The organism is Lactiplantibacillus herbarum (assembly GCF_001039045.1).
Taxonomy (GTDB): Bacteria; Bacillota; Bacilli; order Lactobacillales; family Lactobacillaceae; genus Lactiplantibacillus; species Lactiplantibacillus herbarum.
Map to the genome: position 1 here is coordinate 1 of NZ_LFEE01000014.1, position 18715 is coordinate 18715.

The 18715-nt window shown below is 42.0% G+C and carries 15 protein-coding genes, 1 pseudogene, 1 riboswitch and 1 other annotated feature; of the genes and pseudogenes, 8 read left to right on the top strand and 8 right to left on the bottom strand.

Annotated elements, in window-relative coordinates; all coding sequences use genetic code 11:
• Nucleotides 1-271 precede the first annotated feature (271 nt).
• Nucleotides 272-991: a hypothetical protein gene (locus tag ACG95_RS04380; RefSeq protein WP_047999341.1), complete on the bottom strand. Its 720-nt coding sequence runs from the start codon at nucleotides 989-991 to the stop codon at nucleotides 272-274.
• Between the two features lie 111 nt (nucleotides 992-1102).
• Nucleotides 1103-1207: riboswitch (SMK box riboswitch) on the top strand.
• On the opposite strand from ACG95_RS04380, the pseudogene metK reads away from it, so the two are divergent.
• From metK to ACG95_RS04420, 7 genes and pseudogenes are all read left to right on the top strand, one after another.
• Nucleotides 1205-2391: pseudogene (metK, locus tag ACG95_RS04385) on the top strand (methionine adenosyltransferase). (Overlaps the previous riboswitch by 3 nt.)
• Before the next feature lie 133 nt (nucleotides 2392-2524).
• On the top strand, nucleotides 2525-4027 hold the full coding sequence (locus ACG95_RS04390; RefSeq protein ID WP_047999342.1) for an MDR family MFS transporter: 1503 nt from the start codon (nucleotides 2525-2527) through the stop codon (nucleotides 4025-4027).
• 461 nt (nucleotides 4028-4488) lie between these two features.
• Nucleotides 4489-5997, top strand: a complete 1509-nt coding sequence (gene asp1 / locus ACG95_RS04395; protein ID WP_047999343.1) for an accessory Sec system glycosyltransferase Asp1 — start codon at nucleotides 4489-4491, stop codon at nucleotides 5995-5997.
• Between the two features lie 10 nt (nucleotides 5998-6007).
• The gene (locus ACG95_RS04400) at nucleotides 6008-7519 is read left to right on the top strand and encodes a glycosyltransferase family 4 protein (protein ID WP_047999344.1); all 1512 of its coding nucleotides are present in this window, start codon (nucleotides 6008-6010) and stop codon (nucleotides 7517-7519) included.
• A 636-nt stretch (nucleotides 7520-8155) separates the two neighbouring features.
• Nucleotides 8156-8662: a hypothetical protein gene (locus ACG95_RS04410; protein WP_047999346.1), complete on the top strand. Its 507-nt coding sequence runs from the start codon at nucleotides 8156-8158 to the stop codon at nucleotides 8660-8662.
• A 296-nt stretch (nucleotides 8663-8958) separates the two neighbouring features.
• A complete protein-coding gene (locus ACG95_RS04415; RefSeq protein ID WP_152668285.1) occupies nucleotides 8959-9459 on the top strand; it encodes a hypothetical protein in 501 nt (166 codons plus the stop codon).
• Between the two features lie 278 nt (nucleotides 9460-9737).
• A complete protein-coding gene (locus tag ACG95_RS04420) occupies nucleotides 9738-10235 on the top strand; it encodes a hypothetical protein (RefSeq protein WP_047999348.1) in 498 nt (165 codons plus the stop codon).
• A 671-nt stretch (nucleotides 10236-10906) separates the two neighbouring features.
• Here the strand turns inward: ACG95_RS04420 and ACG95_RS04430 are convergent.
• From ACG95_RS04430 to ACG95_RS04460, 7 genes are all read right to left on the bottom strand, one after another.
• The gene (locus ACG95_RS04430) at nucleotides 10907-12022 is read right to left on the bottom strand and encodes an MFS transporter (protein ID WP_047999350.1); all 1116 of its coding nucleotides are present in this window, start codon (nucleotides 12020-12022) and stop codon (nucleotides 10907-10909) included.
• On the bottom strand, nucleotides 12019-13005 hold the full coding sequence (locus ACG95_RS04435) for an IS30 family transposase (RefSeq protein ID WP_047999351.1): 987 nt from the start codon (nucleotides 13003-13005) through the stop codon (nucleotides 12019-12021). The genes ACG95_RS04430 and ACG95_RS04435 overlap by 4 nt, the downstream gene beginning before the upstream one ends.
• Before the next feature lie 228 nt (nucleotides 13006-13233).
• The gene (locus ACG95_RS04440) at nucleotides 13234-13527 is read right to left on the bottom strand and encodes an ArsR/SmtB family transcription factor (protein ID WP_047999352.1); all 294 of its coding nucleotides are present in this window, start codon (nucleotides 13525-13527) and stop codon (nucleotides 13234-13236) included.
• A 117-nt stretch (nucleotides 13528-13644) separates the two neighbouring features.
• Complete coding sequence (locus ACG95_RS04445; protein WP_047999353.1) at nucleotides 13645-13914, bottom strand: Txe/YoeB family addiction module toxin; 270 nt, start codon at nucleotides 13912-13914, stop codon at nucleotides 13645-13647.
• Nucleotides 13904-14185, bottom strand: coding sequence for a type II toxin-antitoxin system Phd/YefM family antitoxin (locus ACG95_RS04450; protein WP_047999354.1), 282 nt, complete (start codon nucleotides 14183-14185; stop codon nucleotides 13904-13906). The genes ACG95_RS04445 and ACG95_RS04450 overlap by 11 nt, the downstream gene beginning before the upstream one ends.
• 251 nt (nucleotides 14186-14436) lie before the next feature.
• Nucleotides 14437-15090 carry a tRNA 5-(aminomethyl)-2-thiouridylate-methyltransferase MnmM gene (gene mnmM / locus ACG95_RS04455; RefSeq protein WP_475003852.1) on the bottom strand — a complete coding sequence of 218 codons (654 nt, stop codon included), beginning with the start codon at nucleotides 15088-15090 and terminating at the stop codon, nucleotides 14437-14439.
• Entirely contained in the window at nucleotides 15018-15668 is a 651-nt protein-coding gene (locus ACG95_RS04460; protein WP_047999356.1) for a phosphatase PAP2 family protein, read from the bottom strand. The genes mnmM and ACG95_RS04460 overlap by 73 nt, the downstream gene beginning before the upstream one ends.
• Before the next feature lie 168 nt (nucleotides 15669-15836).
• Nucleotides 15837-16047 (top strand) — a binding site (T-box leader).
• Between the two features lie 130 nt (nucleotides 16048-16177).
• Between ACG95_RS04460 and leuS the strand changes: the two genes are divergently transcribed.
• On the top strand, nucleotides 16178-18601 hold the full coding sequence (leuS, locus tag ACG95_RS04465; RefSeq protein ID WP_047999357.1) for a leucine--tRNA ligase: 2424 nt from the start codon (nucleotides 16178-16180) through the stop codon (nucleotides 18599-18601).
• Nucleotides 18602-18715 lie beyond the last annotated feature (114 nt).

Consider the following 18715-nt stretch of genomic DNA (forward strand, 5'->3'; position numbering starts at 1 on the left):
AGCATGCGGGACGTCTTCAAAGACTTGTACCTTAGGCTTTGAAGCGAGGCACCAGACCGCTGTTTGGCTGGGACCGGTCCCCATGACACGATTTCTTGGCTGACGGGCGCGGAGAATTAAGCACTGATACTAATTTCCATCCAATATTCACTGTTAAATCAATGGTTTAAGCTGTTTTGGGACTTTCAACCTTTAGCGAGTGAATAAAAAATCAGCTTACTCTTAGCGATACGCATAAGAGCAAGCTGATTTTTATTGTCATTAAGTTTGGTTAGTAGATTAAAAGCATCAAAATCAATTGAATCCCGGCATTGATCATCACTTGTAGACGCGTGCGACCAAAGGACTGTTGCCCAAACCATACGGCGACTGTAATTAAGATGGCCAGAATCGTTTGCCAAGTCAACGGTTGTAAGAAGATGGCAATGACGAGTAGGGCACCCGTGATGGCTGAAATCAACTGATTGATCTGCCGTTGCGAACTGAAGCTTGGTACGTATAAAAAGATGTAACTGGCTAATAGTGGTGTCAACTTCCACAAGAAAGTCGTTGACAGGTAATTATTCTGAAGATCGAAGACAGCCACCGGAATGGTGAAGGTCATAATCACGCTGAAGACCACTAAGCCAAAGTAATTCTGCATACCGAAACGGGGGACTGCCATGACCAGCAACCACGCACTGCACGTTAGCAATAGGTACAGTAATTCGGTCTCACTGGCAATAATGTTAGTGAAGGCCAGCGCTACCGTGATCCCAATGGCAATCAAGCTCCACTGTGGTGCGATGCGGTGATCTAATATAATGAAAACCGCAACAGAAACTGCGAGCGTGTAGGCGATTAAAGGTAGCTGCGATGCTGAAAAGGTCGCCGTTTGGAAGGAACGCCCGTAATCTAGCGCAGCCCACCAGCTAATCACGCTTTGAATGATAGCAAAAACGACTAGTGCCACATAATCACGTTTAATATGTAATTTTCCAATTCGAATCATAAGTCAACACTCTCTAAACTAGGTATAGTATCTCAATCGTATCGGTCAGGACCAAGATAGTCAATAAATAAGATGATTTCTTTAAAAAAAATGGTGATTGTGATAACCTAGTATAGTTATGAGCCGTTCCCGAGAGGATAAGATTGGCACTGATCTGCGGATTAGTTGCTGCTTAGATGCCTTGTAACCGAAATTATCAAGGGGGAATTTACAATGAGTGAGAGACACTTATTTACATCTGAATCCGTTTCTGAAGGTCATCCCGATAAAATCGCGGACCAAATCAGTGACGCCATCCTGGATGCCATGTTGGCACAGGATCCACAAGCACGCGTAGCCGTTGAAACATCGGTGACTACGGGATTAGTGCTGGTCTTCGGTGAAGTATCGACCAAGGCCTACGTAGATATTCAAAAGGTCGTGCGTGACACGATCAAGTCGATTGGCTATGTGAATGGCCAATACGGCTTTGACGGTGACAACTGTGCCGTCCTAGTTGCTCTGGATGAACAATCACCTGATATCGCGCAAGGGGTCGATGACTCACTTGAAACGCGTTCTGGTGATGCTGACCCACTGGACCAAATCGGTGCTGGTGATCAGGGGATGATGTTTGGCTATGCCATTAACGAAACGCCTGAATTAATGCCACTACCAATCGCATTGAGTCATCGCTTGATGCGTAAGATCGCAGCTTTACGTAAGGATGGCACCATTAAGTGGTTACGTCCTGATGCTAAGGCTCAAGTAACGGTTGAGTATGATGAAAATAACCAACCACAACGAATTGACACGGTTGTCTTGTCAACGCAGCATGATCCTGATGTTGAGATGGACACGATTCGCCAAGTCGTGATCGACCAAGTGATTAAGGCAGTCTTACCTGCTGAATTGCTAGATGATCAGACCAAGTACTTGGTTAACCCAACTGGCCGTTTCGTTATCGGTGGTCCTCAAGGGGATGCCGGTTTGACTGGTCGTAAGGTCATCGTCGATACGTACGGTGGTTTTGCTCATCATGGTGGTGGGGCCTTCTCTGGGAAGGACGCCACTAAGGTTGACCGTTCAGCAAGTTACGCTGCTCGTTACATTGCTAAAAATGTCGTTGCAGCTGGTTTAGCTGATTGTGTTGAAGTTCAATTGGCTTATGCCATTGGGGTTGCTGAACCCGTTTCAATCGCTGTTGATACGGCGGGTACCGGTAAAGTTAGTGATGAAGCGTTAGTTAATGCTATTCGTCAAAACTTTGATTTACGCCCTGCTGGTATCATCAAGATGTTGGATCTTCAACGTCCAATCTATCGCAAACCGCAGCGTATGGTCACTTTGGTCGTACGGATGTTGATTTACCTTGGGAACACACTGACAAAGCGGACGCGTTAAAGGCGGCCTTTAAATAATCCGGTAACGGTTATCCCGTTACGGTCTGTAGGTACTCGACGCTAAAAGCGACCTTTTTTTCAAGGGTCGCTTTTTTTGCGGCCTGAGTCAGTTTTAAGACAGTAATATAATCGTGAAGGGGAATTAAGTAAGATGCAACAACGCAAAACTAATGTCGTTGCGGTGACGATCGCCATCTACGTCGCAACGTTTATGAGTGCTATCGAAGGGACCATCGTTTCGACCGCACTACCAACAATTGTGGGGGACCTGCACGGGGTCGCCCTCATGAACTGGGTCTTTTCCATCTATCTACTAACTAATGCCATGATGACACCCATCTATGGTAAGTTAACTGATTTAATTGGCCGTAAGCCAGTTATTCAGGCTGGTCTAATTATTTTTATTATCGGTTCGATGATGAGTGGTTTATCGAACTCAATGCCTGTCCTAATCTTTTGGCGGGCGATTCAAGGGATCGGGGCTGGAGCATTGATGCCAGTTTCGATGACTATCATTGCCGATATCTATTCATTTGAACGGCGGGCTAAGGTGCTTGGTTTCAACAGTTCGGCGTGGGGGATTGCATCCGTGATCGCACCGTTGATCGGTGGTTTGATCGTTGATAAACTCAGCTGGCACTGGATCTTTTTCATCAACGTTCCAGTTGGCCTAATTACACTGCTATTATTTCAGATCTATCTACGAGAACCAAAGCGGCATTCGAGCGCCAAGGTCGACTACTTAGGTAGCCTGTGGTTGATGTTATTCTTACTCTGCTTGATGTTGAGCTTCCAATTATTAGGTAGTGCGACGATTGACTGGTTAGCCGTTGTGGCGGCTTGGGTGATCAGTGGCCTGAGCTTGTGGCTATTTATTCGGCGTGAAGGGCACACGGATGAACCAGTGATCTCACTAGACCTATTCAAGAATCGGACGTTCATCATTCAAAATGCAGTGGCTGCACTTGTCAGTGGTTTTCTGATGGCCGTGGAAGTCTATATTCCAACTTGGACGCAGGGGATTCTCGGTGTACCAGCTTCCTTAGCCGGATTTGCGGTCACGCCTAGTTCGTTGATGTGGATTATCGGATCATTTGTAACCGGACGTCTACTATCTAAATGGGCACCGCGACGGATTCTCTACCTGAGTTTAGTCTTTATTCTCATAACGAGTGTCTGTCTTGCGTTACTACCAGTCTCAACGCCATTCCTATGGTTCTTCTTAATCACAGCGATTGGCGGGATCGGTTTTGGGATTGCAATCACGGCAACGACCGTTACGGCACAACACTTAGTTCCGGCGGCTAACGTTGGGGTCGCAACTTCATTTAACACGCTTAGTCGAACAATTGGTCAGACGTTGATGATTTCGATCTTCGGGATCGCGCTGAATGTCGGCATGAACCAGGGGATTAAGCAACATGCTGGTACCAACATGGCAATGATGAATAAACTGATCAACCCACAGACGGCCACGGAATTACCAAGCAAGCTGTTACCAACGCTGCATGGTATTCTGTATACTGGCCTTCATTGGGTTTACTTGATTGGGTTTGGATTAGTCGTGCTAGCCTTGATCGTGAACAGTCTTGATCGTGGCAAGCAACAGACCGCGGCGCAACACGCAGCTGAACTGAATCAGGGTGAGGACTAGTCATTAGGATTAGAATGCATTGTATTATCGATTAGTACAAGAACTAATAGAATAAGTCGTACTTGGGAGTTTGGAGCAATCTAAACTCCTTTTTTGTCGCACAACTATTTTTGCTGACAGGAAAGTCATTTAGCGAGTGGTGTGGGTGTTGCTTTGGCGTGTTGGCGTGGTAACCTTAGATAAGTCGGTAACTTAACGATGTAAAGGCTTGTCGAAGTATCAAGCGCTTAATTTGTATTTTTAATTAAATTAATTATCTAAATAATCAATAATAATTAACAAAAGTTTGATAGAATTTGAAGTGTGAGTGACTCACTGATTAGTTACTGAGCGGTATGTGTAGGTTTTAATGCCGGTTTTAGCTAACAAGTGGGACTAACCTATTTATTAAATTAATAATTGAAAACGATTAACTAGCTGTTGCCATTGGGAAGATACGCGACAGTAGAAGGAGTCTAACGATGTTTTATTTCATCAATGAATACCTATTATCAAAGAATTCCAGTGTCGAGCACACGGCCATGAACCGGGTCAAGTTGTTCAACCATTACAAGGCTCCAGCTCAGATTGTGACTAAGATGTACGATCGCCTGTTACACCAGACGATTACTAATTTTGACATTAAAGGTGATCAAGTCCTCAGTATGTTTGATTACTTCCAACAGACGACGGACGTTCAGCCTGAATTTGTCCGTACAATGGATCTCAACTTACCACGTGAATACGCGGTCGAAGTGGGGGCCGATTTCAGTAAAGTATTCAACGGCGATCATTTAGTGAGTCACGTCGGCTTTATTCCGGGAACGGTTGGCCGTGTCTTCTACCAAAACTTTTTTGACGCTCAGGGTAACTTGGCGACCACTGACCTGTGGGATTGGCGCGGCTTTCGGTCGGGTACCCAGTACTTTGGTCAAAATGGTCAATTAATTATGGAACGGTTTTATAACCTGCAAGGCGAAACGGTAATTGAAGAGTACTATGTGCCTGATACGAATGGTAATCCGTTGACCAACCGACTAATTTTGAAGAACTATCAAGGTTGTGAGGAACGTTTCTTCCAAAATACGGACGACCTATTCACGTTCTTCTTAGCTGAATTAAGTCATCGTGATAAGGATGTGACGACCTTTATCAGTGATCGACCAGGAACGAGTGTGGCGTCACTATTAGCTTTAAATGACGATTCACACAAGTATGTGCTAGTGCCGGTTTATCACGCTAAGGACATCAATGATCCGCTTCATTCACAATTAGACGGCTTTTTAGCACCAGCGTTTGAACATGCTGAGCATTTCGATGGTTTTATTACCAGCACTGTTAGCCAAACGCAGCACTTGCAACAACGTTTTCCAAAAGCTAAGTTGATGACGCTACCTGCTGTGACAACTGGTGATATGGCGCACAGCGAGTTACGGCCAATTACGGAACGTCCTCACCAGCTAATATTTGTGGGCCGCTTAGCACCGGATCGTCAGTTAGATCATCTAATGCGGGTGATTGCGTTAGTCAAACAGCGTGTTGATAATGTGCACTGTGATCTTTACGGTTATGGCGATGATGCGTATGTTCAGACATTAAACGCAATGATTACGGATCTGAAGTTGACGAAAAACGTCCGTATAATGGATTATCATGCGGATCTTGATACACGTTACGATGATTATCAGTTATTAGTGAATACAGCAATTGCGGATGGTGGGCCAATGAGTATGCCAGAAGCTATGGGTCACGGGATTCCAGTGATCAGTTACCAGTTCAATTACGGGCCTAAAGACTTTATTGACGAGGGTAAGGATGGCTACGTGGTTGCACCGGGTAATCAGATGGTGATGCGTGATCGAATCAGCGATTTACTGTTGGATCCTAAACTTTTGACGGCATTTAGTGAGGCTGCTTTTAATAAATTGCATACCGAACAGACCGACTTAAAAGTGTGGCATCGTTGGCAGCAAGCATTAGGCATTAAGTAGGAGGACACTGATGTATTATTTTTTAAACGATAACATGCAATTTTCAAAATCCGGAATCGAACAAGCTGAGATTAACCGGTTGCGACTATTCAATAAACATCATGTGGCTGCTCAGATTGTGACTCGTGGCTTCGCAATGGATCTGCATGATGTCTTAGCCGATGCGGACATTGCGGATGAACAGGTTGTGAACCTTTTTGACTTCTTCAATGGCAGCCAAAATGTTGCTCGCAAAACGGTGAAATTAACGGATCTGAGTATCCCTAATGAGGCCATCAAGACACGTAAAGATGATCAGATTGAAATTGTTGAACACGGGATTTTATTGATGATCGTCTACTTGCGAGCTAAGTCGGATGTGATCAGTAACGTTCAGTATTTTGATGCTAACGGGCGGACAGTCAAGATGGACTGGTGGGATACCCGCGGCTTTAAGTGCCTGGAACAACTATTTGATTGGGACGGTAAAATTGCGCAGGAAGGCTACATGGGTCCTGATGGGCAACTTCATCTTGAAAAGCTTCATTATCTGAATCATGGTGGGCAGGAACAGATGACGTGGCGAGTCATTAATTACCACGGTCAAGATCGAACTTTTAACGGGATGAATGAGCTGACACGGTTCTTCTATGATGAGTTGAATCAGGTTAACGATGAAGCCAACGTGATGATCTGTGATCGAACGGTTGAATGTGCCTGGGGCTTGTTCAACATGACGACGCCAGCTAAGAAGGTCCTGCACCTGCATAATAATCATGTCAGTGATGCGGATGACATTTTGCACTCACCACTGAATGATAACTATGCGAATGCCTTGAATAATTGGCAGGAGTGGGATGCAGTAATTGCGGCAACGCCTGAACAGACTAAGGATGTCGTGCTCCGGTTTGGAAAATCAATGCCGACCTTTACGATTCCAGTGGGTTACGTCGATAATGAGACGTTAGCTGAAAAGCCAGTACCATTTGCGCGCCGTCAAAAGCACCTGATGGTTGAAGTGGCGCGGCTGTCACCGGAGAAACAACAAAATCACGCAATTGAAGCCTTTGCACAGGTTCACGAAGCTTTTCCAGATGCTCGGTTAGAGTTATGGGGCTATGCTAACGGTGACACCGATAAGCAGTTGCGAAAACAGGTTGCGGATGCACATCTAAGAGATTTCGTGCTATTCAAAGGTTATACAACTGATGTGAACGCCGTATATAAGCGCGCACAACTAGGATTGTTACCTAGTCGTGCTGAAGGGTTCTCACTGATGTTGTTAGAAGCCCAGGCGCAGGGCTTACCAATGGTGGCTAATGACGTTAAGTATGGTCCGAGTGATATTATTCAGGATCAAAAGAGCGGGGTGTTGACTAAGAACGGCGATGTTCAGCAGTTGGCGACCGTGATGTTAGATTTGATGAAAAATCAGGATAAGCTCGCACAATATAGTGAGCAGGCTTATCAAAATGCACGGCGGTATTCTGAAGACGCGGTGTTTAAAAAGTGGCAGGCGTTGTTGGACTACTTTGAAAAATAGGTGAAACTAAGAGGCAGTCATTCATGATTTATGTTGAATGGCTGCTTTTGTTGACTAGTTAAATAATGATAGCTTGTTGGCCGTGTTATGAATTAAGCTGGAGAGCGTGTCAGACTGCGATAATCAGGAAATGTGACGTTTTTGTGACTTTTGAGAGATGCTTGTCGATGTTACTTGTTAATATCAGGAAGCAGTTACATAATGAAATTGTACGATAATCATATTAATTTATAGGATATGGTAGATCAGTTGGTTTTAGAGATACGGCAACGGTTGAATTCAACGTATGAGCTGCTTTATGTCGGAACAGCTTCTTGGTTAATGACCAACTGGTGGTCCGCTGGCTAGAAAACTATCAAAGGAGTTGTGCCAATGCAGGACAGTACAATTATTTGGATACTTGGTATGATTTTTTTCGGCTCAATGGCCTATGTACTAATCATGGTTTTTGTTAGTCTGATGATCATAAAGTTGATTAATTTCGAGGCTTCGATTCATAGCTTTAGCAAACGCAGACAACTTAAAAAAGTTTATATCCATGAGCCAATTACTAAAAACAAAAAAATGAAAATCGTGTACCGACTTAATCAAGTAGCTGGCATTGAGCAGATACACTTAGTTATGAGGTACCTTTAAATGATGATTTATACAAGCCTTTTTATTATTTTAGGAGTAGATTTACTGAGTTTGGTGATTATTTCCGTTATCTTACTCTTCCTAGGAAACATTTTTAAGGAAACAACGGATAGTATGAATTCGAACAACGAAAAAGATTTTAATCATCAACTACTAGTTGATGTCATCAAAATAAATCCTATGTTCGGTCGTATCTGTTCTGTTTTAGGCTTAATCATGCTGGTATTATTGCCTATAAGTATCATCTTTTTATACGTTGATCAATGGATACCTACACTATTTATTTGGTCTTGTATTCCTTTACTCATTTCTGGAATGACTATTCTTCCAGTAAGCTTCCGCTACAATCATTGGAGTGAATATCATTACCATTCGATCAATAGAGTTACAAGAAAGCGATTCAATTGGATCATTGCGTTAAGAACAGCACGTTTACTATTAATTTTCTTGTTTTTCTTTTTGCCAGCTTTAACACTATTCATGTCTCAAATCATACTCAGTAACTAGTAGCAGCGCGTGTAAAAGGCTAACTGAGGCCATTGATCAGATTTGATTGTTGTTGGTAATTGTTCACTTATTGCTGTCTGCTAGAGAATCCTTGGAATAGTTATATTTCAAGGCATTTCCAAAGAATAGTTTGCCAGAATACTGCTGTACGAAAGTTATGGTCAATCTGGATGGTATTAATATGCTTACTACCGGCTACAAATACTAATTTCTATTATTTTGTACACTAGCAACTATACGGTGTTTTATATAAGTCAAAGGATTTGATAATAATCAGTACTAGTACCTTTCTAATATTGTGGATAATTATTTTAGTTGGTGTGGTTTTACTAAAAATACGATTATGGCAGCTTGGAAAACTTTGGAAGATTGATAGTACTTTTAATCGTGAAGAAGAGAAGTCACTTCGACGTAAAATGATTGTTGGAGCAAGGCAACATAGTAGAATATATCGAATAAGCGTGATTGTCGGAGCATTTGGTCTTGTATTTATAATTATTGGTGTAGTATTTGGTGTGTGGTGCGTGTTAAATGGTAAGATTTTTGTAGTTTTTTCGTTAGCGGCACTGAGTAGTGTGGTTCCATTAAGTATGGACGTTGGAGCACATGGATCTCAATACTATTACTTGATGAAACATCCTATTTCACATGTTACGATGGTTAGTCGGCCCGTTGCTAAGCAAGTTTTGCAATTAAGGGTTTTACAAAATATTTTAGTATCTTGTTTGTTCATTTATCCTGTTTTTTTTCAACGAGAATTCATGGATCTGGTTGTGCTGATGGTGACAAAATTTTAAAACGGTGATGCAAAATGTTGTGCTGAACCAAGTCTTATGAGAAAAGTAGATGTTTGAAACGGTCAGTGAAAAAATGAACTGATCGTTTTTTTATCGAAATAGGAAAAGAGTGCGTAGTTAGGGATGAAAGTCTAATTTTGTTTTATGGATTATAAGATTTTTTGAACTGGTTACAAGTGTTTTGCCAATGTTACTACTATATGTTTGTTTTTTAAATATGTAACATATAAAGGTTGAGTTTCCAGTCTTTTATAGATTATAAATAAGGGAGTGATGGCATGATTTTTGCAATAATACTGGCAATTATTTGGTGTATTCTATTGATCAGTCTTATCGGTATTATAGTAGCTTTACACTGCCTGAAAAGTGTTTTTATGATGAATACTGAAGTTGATAAGCAGCTCACTAAAAAGCAATTTGACCAGACTGTCTTAACGGGGCCTCGCTCTCAGTATCCAATGGTCGCTCGTTTTAGTGCATATTCAGTTGTTTTAATGCTGGTAGTAGGTGGCATTGGAATTGTCTTAATGGCGATGCAAAAGTATTTAATCGCTTTTTTTGTGTTTGCAATCGCTCCGATATTTTTCTTGGGATTAGATGTTATTTATGCGATTTGCCAGTATCATTATTGGCAATCGCATTTAAATCCAATAATGATTTTAACCACTTACAAAAAATTTCGAATTATTATTAGTTTGCGAATTAGTCGGATTATTTTGTTGACACTATTATTTTTAATACCGCCAATTGTTTATCTTGTGATGTCAAAGTATTGAGAACTGATTTAAAATACAGAAAAATAGTATTTTAAGGTAATTAATTTTTGAACTAGTTACTGAAAGGAACTGATCATGGAAATAAGTTTAACAATTCTGTTAACATTGTGGGTACTATTATTATTGGGACTGTTAGTTGTCGTCGTGATTGCGATTGTGATGCCGAACGTTTTCAAATATGATAAAAGTCTCAACCATGCTGAAAAGCGCAAAGCTAAGCGGGAGTTTATGATCGGTACCTCTAAGGAAAATAAGTATAATTCGTTTTTTAGAATATCGCTTTATAGTGGGCTACTGGCACTAATTTTAATGTGGGTTTCTTTGTTTGTACTTATAGCAAAACATTATGTATTAACTTTATGGATATTGGGCGTTGTATCGGGTCTTTACACGTTTCTCGGTGTTATCATCCCAAATTTTCAGTATCAATATCTAATAGGACATCCATCCGATAAGATATCCGTTATTTCCCAAGAACAGTTTTCAAGAGTATTACTAGTAAGGAAATTACGGTCAATCTTTATGGTATTACTATGCTTGTTGCCAGCGATTTTTAGTGCGCAAGCGTTACAAATACTAATCGACATTATTCTGTACACTGCAAATAATTAAAATCAAAAAGGTCGCCCGTCACTTTTTTTAGAGACGAACGACCTTTTGTTTGGAAGTAATTAGTTTTTAACGGTATCCGATTCTGCCGATTTAAAAAGCCCTGATTTAGCGTAAACAAACAGCGCAATCAAAATCAGCAACGCAGCAAATAATGAGATACCCAGATAACTGTGAAATTGTTTAAACAGGATGCCGCCAGTAATTCCAGCCAAAGTCTCGCCGAAATACATTGCGGCATTAGATAATGAAGAAATCGTGCTACGAGCATTGGTCGTCGTACTCTGAAGGGTGGTCATGAAAATTGGAAAAATGAAGCCATTGAATAGGAAGGCAAGCGTTAGCAAGACTTCGGCAATCCAGAAGGTATTAACGAAAGGCAGTATCAAATACAAAATAATTAAAGCAATGAGTTCAAACAGAAAAGCTTTCTCTAAGCCAATCCGTTTAACGAGCGTACTACCAAACAGCGAGCCGACTAGATTACCTGCGCCAATTGCAATCATTGCGGTACCAACGCCAGTTAATGTTAAACCAAAACTATTCGTAAACCAAGTTGAGATAAAGGTAATCACGGTAAACGAACCCGTTTGAAAGATAAGATAAGCGAATAGATACTGCAATGCTTTAGAATTGTGTAGGACGTTGGCGTAGGTTCTGAAGAAGCTAGTCTTGTTATTTTGGCCTAATTCAAGTTTAGGTAATGCGATCATGTTAAGAATGAGCAAGATGATCGCGGCAATTGAAATGATGAAGAAAGGGGTTCGCCAAGAAACAACGGCTAGGTAGCTGCCAATTGGAATGCCGACTAATTGTGAAACAGAAAGTCCGGCCGTGGCATAGCCCATAACTTTTACAATTGCATGCTTTTCAACAATTACGGGAATTGAAGCCCAAACTTGCGGGGTAACGAACGATGCGCTAACACCGGCTAGAAAACGGAATAATAGCATCATTTGGAAACTAGTTGCAAAGCCGCATAAGAACGTTGAAATTGCGAAGGCTAAGAATCCCCACAACATTACTTGCTTACGATCACGTCCATCTGAGATGGGGCCAGAGATTAAGGCAAAACTGGCGTAGCCAATGGCATAAGCGCTGACCATCCAGCCAGAAATACTGGTCGAAATACCATACATGGTTGCAAGTGTTGGTAATAATGGCGGACGAATTGTCAAACCAAGTCCAACACTTTATCGAATAAAATTTCAGCTGGGGTACGATAACCAAGAACCTTCTTAGGCCGGTTATTCAAGAGTTTTTGCCATTGACTGACTTCTTCTAAAGTTCGTGGATTGAGACTTTGACGTTTAGGGAAATATTCACGAATGAGCCCGTTAGTATTTTCGTTTGTACCACGCTGCTCTGGTGAATATGGATCTGGCCAATAAATGGTTACTCCTAATTTTTCACGGATCTCTGCTAATTGTAGAAATTCCGTGCCGTGATCAGGCGTTATTGAAAGCACGAATTCTTTTGGAATCTGGCTAAACATCGCTTGTAGTGCTGAATTTATGGCCTGTGAATCTTTACGTTTGGCTTTTGTAACCAATGTATATCTTGTTTGACGGTCAACGGCGGTCACTAAGACTTCTTCGCCAACCTTTCCTTGAATAGTATCAAGTTCCCAATCACCAATCCGGCGACGTTCATTAATAAACTTAGGACGTTCTTGGATCGGAATATAATCAACTTGTGGTGCTCGATGTTTACGGTCACCTGAATGATGACGTTGACGGCCACGATGCCGTAATTGTCGTCGAATACCTGTGTCACCATGGGATGTTAACGGGATTTTTAAATTATGAGATTCAATATGTCGATAGATAGTGTTATAGCTTACGGTTGCTTTGCCTTCCAGCTTTAACCGCTTTGAGATCTGTTCTGGTGACCATTGACGTTCCTTAATTAGTTCAATAATGGTTTCGCGCAAAAATGTTTGCTGATCCAATATGCGTGGTTTATGACTATTTTGTCGCTTTATCCGGTAATCCTTTTGAGATTTGCTAGGTGAATAATGACCTGACAGGCGCCTGATTTCACGCGAAATGGTGCTTGCTGAACGCTGTAATTTTAGGGCTATAGCTCGAATAGTGAGACCTTTAGCTAAAAATTCTAGAATACTTTCTCGTTCAGTTATAGTAAGATGATAATAGCTCATAGCGGGCACTCCTTTGCTTTTCTTGGTCGTTAAGTAATTGTACCCGCTATGGGTCTTTTTTTATGCAATTATGTGTTGCACTTCAATTGTAAATTCGTCCGAGATTAAAAAAGTATCAGTTCCGATCAAGAACATGGTTAAGAAAAACATCAGTGAGTAGCGACGCATAAAAAGACTTCTTTCGATAGTTTTAAAACTATCAAACAACGATCTGAAAAAAAGATACCTTTAGGCTAAGGTATCTAAAAAACCAGGTAGAATTTTGTCAAATACAGCGGTGTTTAGTGAGACAAATTTATTTTGGCCTACTTTACGAGTTGTCGTCAAACCAGCTTCCCTTAAGGTCTTAAAGTGATACGAAGCGGTTGATTTGTTGATGTCTAAGATTTCACCTATCTCTCCACAACTCATTTCAGTTTTTTTCTCAAAAAGCATTGCGACGATATTTAAGCGAACTTCATCTGAAAGTGCTTTAAAAATATGAACTCTGATTTCGTTATCAGATAATTGTTTGATAATCATAAAACTATCATACTGTTTATTTTTATAACAGTCAATAATACTATTGTTTAAATATAATCGATTTATGGTATTTAAATAGTTATATTAATGTTGGTAGCATTGTGATTGCTGGAAAATTCATTTTGTATAATGGTATCGACATTGCACCACAATCACCGTATCGACTGTAACGTAGTAAACTAATCGATTTGCTTTATCAATACGGCGCGACCAACCATGATCGCCACGGTATTTTAAGGGTTCAGGTTTGCCGATGCCTTCAAAAGGGTGTCGTTGAATATCATCAATTAATTTATTGATAACTTTCAACGTTTTACGATCTTGAACCTGCCAATAACGATACTCATCCCAGCCCTGATCGGTAAAAGCAATTTTATCAATCTTCATCCGTCGCTTGCCGCCAATCCTCAAAGGATAGCGTTTTAAAATCACCGCGGTTCATTTGGTCAATAGATTTATCAAGTGCTTTACGGTTTTCGTCAGAACTTAAAATATAGAGTGTTTCTTGCCAAGAACGAAATTCGGATTCTGACATGATGACAACATTTCGGTTTTTAGGCTTCGTGATAATAACGTGTTCATTGTAATCGACCACATCATCAGTCAAACTCTTTAAATTTTTACGAGCGTCAGTAATATTTGTTGCTGTTGTTGCCATAAATATCACACCTTTCTTATTCCAATAGTATAGCATAAAGCGTACGTAAAACTGTACACTTTTGGTTTGTGGATAGGCTAAGTTGTCAGTGCTTAAAATTGATAAACTAGTTATCAATTTAAATAAAAAGTTCCGCGTTAACGACTTGCTGATTGCTAAAGCTGTCGTTAACGCGGAATTGATTTTTAAGTGTTACATGCTATTGGTTTAGAAAATAGTAACAAGTTAACTTTTATTTTGACTGATGTAAATTATCGTTTCTGAATCGCCAGCAAGCAGGGTGAAACCTGTGCCTGATTAACAAATTGATACTGCAAGACTTGGTATTGATGTTGATCCAAATTTTTGGTGTAATTGTGGATGGTTTGCGCTGTGTCTGCATCAGTCAATATAATAATGAGTCCATTAGTGGTTAAGCGGTTTTTGACTGCCTGAATAGCAGCTAGCGTCGTTGATGGTTTAGTAACAAGTTTTTCATCGTCATCCAGCTGATTGCTGAGGTTGAAAACGGCACACTTGATTGGCTGATCCGCAGCAACGGAGGTGTCAATCTGATCGTAACCGGTTTGCCACAGGGTGACTTGCTTAGTGAGATGATCTGCAGCCAATATGTCGCGCGTGACCGTAATTGCCGCTGGTTGACTAGCAAAGCCGTCGACGTGACCATTGGGGCCAACTAATTTGGCGAGGTAGACGGTATCATGACCGTTACCAACGGTTGCATCAATAACGTAATCACCGGGATTAATGACTTGATTCATGAGCGTGTGACTGAATGTTAATGCCGAACTGAGTTGGATGGGGAAGACCTCCTTGATAAAATATGAATTGATTAAATTTTTTGTTTTAGTGGGCCGAAGCGATAGGGTGTGCTGAGCCGTGTACTGATATACAATAATAAACACCCTAATAACAGGCCGCCAATCGTATCGCTGGGGTAGTGAACGCCAACAACGACACGACTGATCATCATGAGCAGAACTAGCAAACAGCCGAATCCCGTTACCCAATTTAAAGCGGTTCGGTTCCGCCAATGATCGAAGGCAATGACGAGTAGACTCCCAATCAAAATCGTCGTAGTTGTTGAGTGACCGCTGGGATAACTGTAGCCGCCGATTTGTACTAAGCGCCAAGCAGTTGGGCGGGGACGGGCAATCAGTTGTTTGATCAGATAATTACCATAGCCCGCTAGTATCCACGTGTTGAATGCAACAAAGATGGCGGCGCGTGGCTGATGTTTGATCCACAATAAGCCAGCGATAATTAAAGTAATAATCGTCACCATCGTGGGATTACCGAACTGGGTGTAGAAGACCATCGCTTGCTGGAACCAAGCTGGACTATGATGCCAGAAGTTAGCAACGGTCGTGTCGAATGTGCTGAGCCAAGTGGCGTGTTGCCAAACAGCACCAGTCCAGAATAGCCAGGCCACAGCTAGACCGAGCATCCAGGTGTCCGCATGACGCCAGTGTAATTGTTTCACAGGTGATCCTCCAATCAAAATATCGTTTCATTTATTATTATGGATATTATAGCATTTTTAATCGTTGGGGGAATTGAGATGCAACTAGAGCGATTGGTAAAAAACGGCTGTCAATACAAATCATGCCTTGAAAAAGTAGCGCTGATTTGCTACGATTAAACCAATAACTTTACGACTCTGAGAAGGAATAGTAAGTGATCGTGTCTTTCAGAAACTCCGTGGTGATGCAAACGGGGATTCACGGTTACTGAACTCACCTTCGAGTCTTCCGGCTGAACATTCTTGTAGGCACGGACGTGGTTTCGCGTTAAGATTCCCAAGAGGCCACGATTGACGTGGAATCATAGGTGGTACCGCGGAACCCGTTTTCGTCCTATAAGCATAATAGCTTATGGGATTTTTTTGTTTATCGGGATTATTTACGGACTGTCATGATAAAACGAATCGTTTGGCCACTTCTCACAGTCGCAACGCTAGCTTGTTAAAAGCAGCAAGAAAGGGGCACTACTATGGCATACAACCATAAAGTCATTGAACGTAAGTGGCAACATTATTGGAAAGAAAACAAAACGTTTAAGGCACTAGATACGACCGATAAGGAGAAGTACTACGCCTTAGACATGTTCCCATACCCATCTGGTCAAGGGCTCCACGTTGGTCATCCAGAGGGCTATACGGCTACGGATATTATGTCACGGCTAAAACGGATGCAAGGTTACAACGTATTGCATCCAATGGGCTGGGATGCTTTCGGACTACCCGCTGAACAGTATGCCTTGAAGACTGGTCACAATCCTAAAGACTTCACGGCTAAGAACATCAAAAACTTCAAACGTCAGATCCGCTCACTCGGTTTTTCATACGATTGGGATCGCGAAGTTAACACGACTGATCCAAGTTACTACAAGTGGACGCAGTGGATCTTCGAACAGTTATACAAAAAAGGTCTTGCATACGAATCTGAAACGCTAGTTAACTGGGCACCTGACATGATGGGTGGCACGGTTGTTTCTAACGAAGAAGTTATCGACGGTAAGACTGAACGGGGCGGCTACGACGTTTTCCGTGTCCCAATGAAACAGTGGAGCTTGAAGATTACGGCTTACGCTGACCGTTTGATCGATGACTTAGATGACATCGACTGGCCTGAAAACATCAAGGAACAACAACGTAACTGGATTGGCCGTTCAATCGGTGCAGCCATTCGTTTTAAGGTTGCTGACAAAGATGACGTGACGCTTGAAGCCTTTTCAACGCGTCCCGACACGTTATTCGGTGCTAGCTACTTAGTTGTAGCCCCTGAACATGACGTTGTCGACCAATTAACGACGCCTGAACAAGCAGAAATCGTTAAAGCATACAAAGCGAAGATTGCTAGCAAGTCTGACCTTGAACGGACTGATTTGAACAAAGATAAGACCGGGGTCTTCACGGGTAGTTACGGGATCAACCCAGTTAATGGTGAACAATTACCAATCTGGATCGCTGATTACGTGCTTGCTTCATACGGTACTGGTGTTGTGATGGCTGTTCCTGCTCACGATGATCGTGACTTTGAATTCGCTCAGAAATTCGACTTACCAATCAAGCCTGTCATTGCTGGTGAAAACGACTATGATGAACAAGCTTATACGGGTGATGGCGAACACATCAACTCTGGCTTCGTAGACGGTTTAACGAAGCAGGACGCCATCGATAAGATGATCGACTGGTTAGGCGAACACGCTGTCGGTGAAAAGAAGGTCAACTACCGCTTGCGGGACTGGATCTTCTCACGTCAACGTTACTGGGGCGAACCAATTCCCGTTATTCATTGGGAAGATGGCGAAACGACCTTGGTTCCTGAAGACGAATTACCATTGCGTTTACCAGCTACCGATAACTTAGAACCATCTGGTACTGGTGAAAGCCCATTAGCCAACATCGACGACTGGGTCAACGTTGTAGATGAAAACGGTCGTAAGGGTAAACGTGAAACTAATACGATGCCACAATGGGCCGGTAGTTCGTGGTACTTCTTACGTTACGCTGATCCACACAACGACAAAGCGTTAGCTGATTACGACAAACTGAAGTACTGGTCACCAGTTGACTTGTACGTCGGTGGTGCAGAACACGCTGTCTTACATTTACTTTATGCTCGTTTCTGGCACAAGTTCTTGTATGATATTGGTGCGGTCCCAACCAAGGAACCATTCCAACAATTGGTCAACCAAGGAATGATCTTGGGTGATAACCACGAAAAGATGTCTAAGTCACGTGGTAACGTGGTCAATCCTGATGACATCGTTGAACAATACGGTGCCGATACGTTACGGGTATACGAAATGTTCATGGGACCATTGGAAGCTTCAATTCCATGGAGTACCGATGGCTTGCATGGTGCCAACAAGTGGATCGAACGGGTTTGGCGTCTGATTATTGATGAAAATAATCGGGTTCGTGATCGGGTCACAACCATCAATGACGGTAAATTGACGAAGATTTACAACGAAACCGTTAAAAAGGTGACGGAAGACTATGAAGGGATGCGCTTCAACATCGCCATCTCACAGATGATGGTCTTCGTTAACGAAGCCTACAAAGTGGATGACCTTCCAGTTGTTTACATCGAAGGGTTCATTAAGTTGTTAGCCCCAATCGCACCGCACTTGTGTGAAGAATTATGGACGTTATTAGGCCATGAGCACACGATTACCTACGCTACTTGGCCAACTTATGACGAATCTAAGTTGGTTGAAGATACGGCTCAGATCGTATTACAAGTTAACGGTAAGGTTCGTTCACACGCCGAAGTTGCTAAGACGATGGGCAAGGATGAACTTGAAAAATTAGCTTTAGCTGATGAAAAAATTCAAGAATTTACAGCCGGTAAAACGGTTCGTAAAGTGATTGCCATTCCTGGTAAATTGGTTAATATTGTTGCAAACTAAGGTTTGGATTATCGGCGACTGTCCTTTGTGGATGGTCATCACACCACATCATAACTAAAAGTAAACTTTAAAACACCGGCCAAATTTGAAGTGCCCCATAATTGTTAGACAAGT

What these genes read in the sequence shown, in the direction of transcription:
- ACG95_RS04380 (WP_047999341.1), bottom strand. Translation starts at nt 991, where the DNA reads ATGATTCGAATTGGAAAATTACATATTAAACGTGATTATGTGGCACTA.
- ACG95_RS04390 (WP_047999342.1), top strand. Translation starts at nt 2,525, where the DNA reads ATGCAACAACGCAAAACTAATGTCGTTGCGGTGACGATCGCCATCTAC.
- asp1 (WP_047999343.1), top strand. Translation starts at nt 4,489, where the DNA reads ATGTTTTATTTCATCAATGAATACCTATTATCAAAGAATTCCAGTGTC.
- ACG95_RS04400 (WP_047999344.1), top strand. Translation starts at nt 6,008, where the DNA reads ATGTATTATTTTTTAAACGATAACATGCAATTTTCAAAATCCGGAATC.
- ACG95_RS04410 (WP_047999346.1), top strand. Translation starts at nt 8,156, where the DNA reads ATGATGATTTATACAAGCCTTTTTATTATTTTAGGAGTAGATTTACTG.
- ACG95_RS04420 (WP_047999348.1), top strand. Translation starts at nt 9,738, where the DNA reads ATGATTTTTGCAATAATACTGGCAATTATTTGGTGTATTCTATTGATC.
- ACG95_RS04435 (WP_047999351.1), bottom strand. Translation starts at nt 13,005, where the DNA reads ATGAGCTATTATCATCTTACTATAACTGAACGAGAAAGTATTCTAGAA.
- ACG95_RS04440 (WP_047999352.1), bottom strand. Translation starts at nt 13,527, where the DNA reads ATGATTATCAAACAATTATCTGATAACGAAATCAGAGTTCATATTTTT.
- ACG95_RS04445 (WP_047999353.1), bottom strand. Translation starts at nt 13,914, where the DNA reads ATGAAGATTGATAAAATTGCTTTTACCGATCAGGGCTGGGATGAGTAT.
- ACG95_RS04450 (WP_047999354.1), bottom strand. Translation starts at nt 14,185, where the DNA reads ATGGCAACAACAGCAACAAATATTACTGACGCTCGTAAAAATTTAAAG.
- leuS (WP_047999357.1), top strand. Translation starts at nt 16,178, where the DNA reads ATGGCATACAACCATAAAGTCATTGAACGTAAGTGGCAACATTATTGG.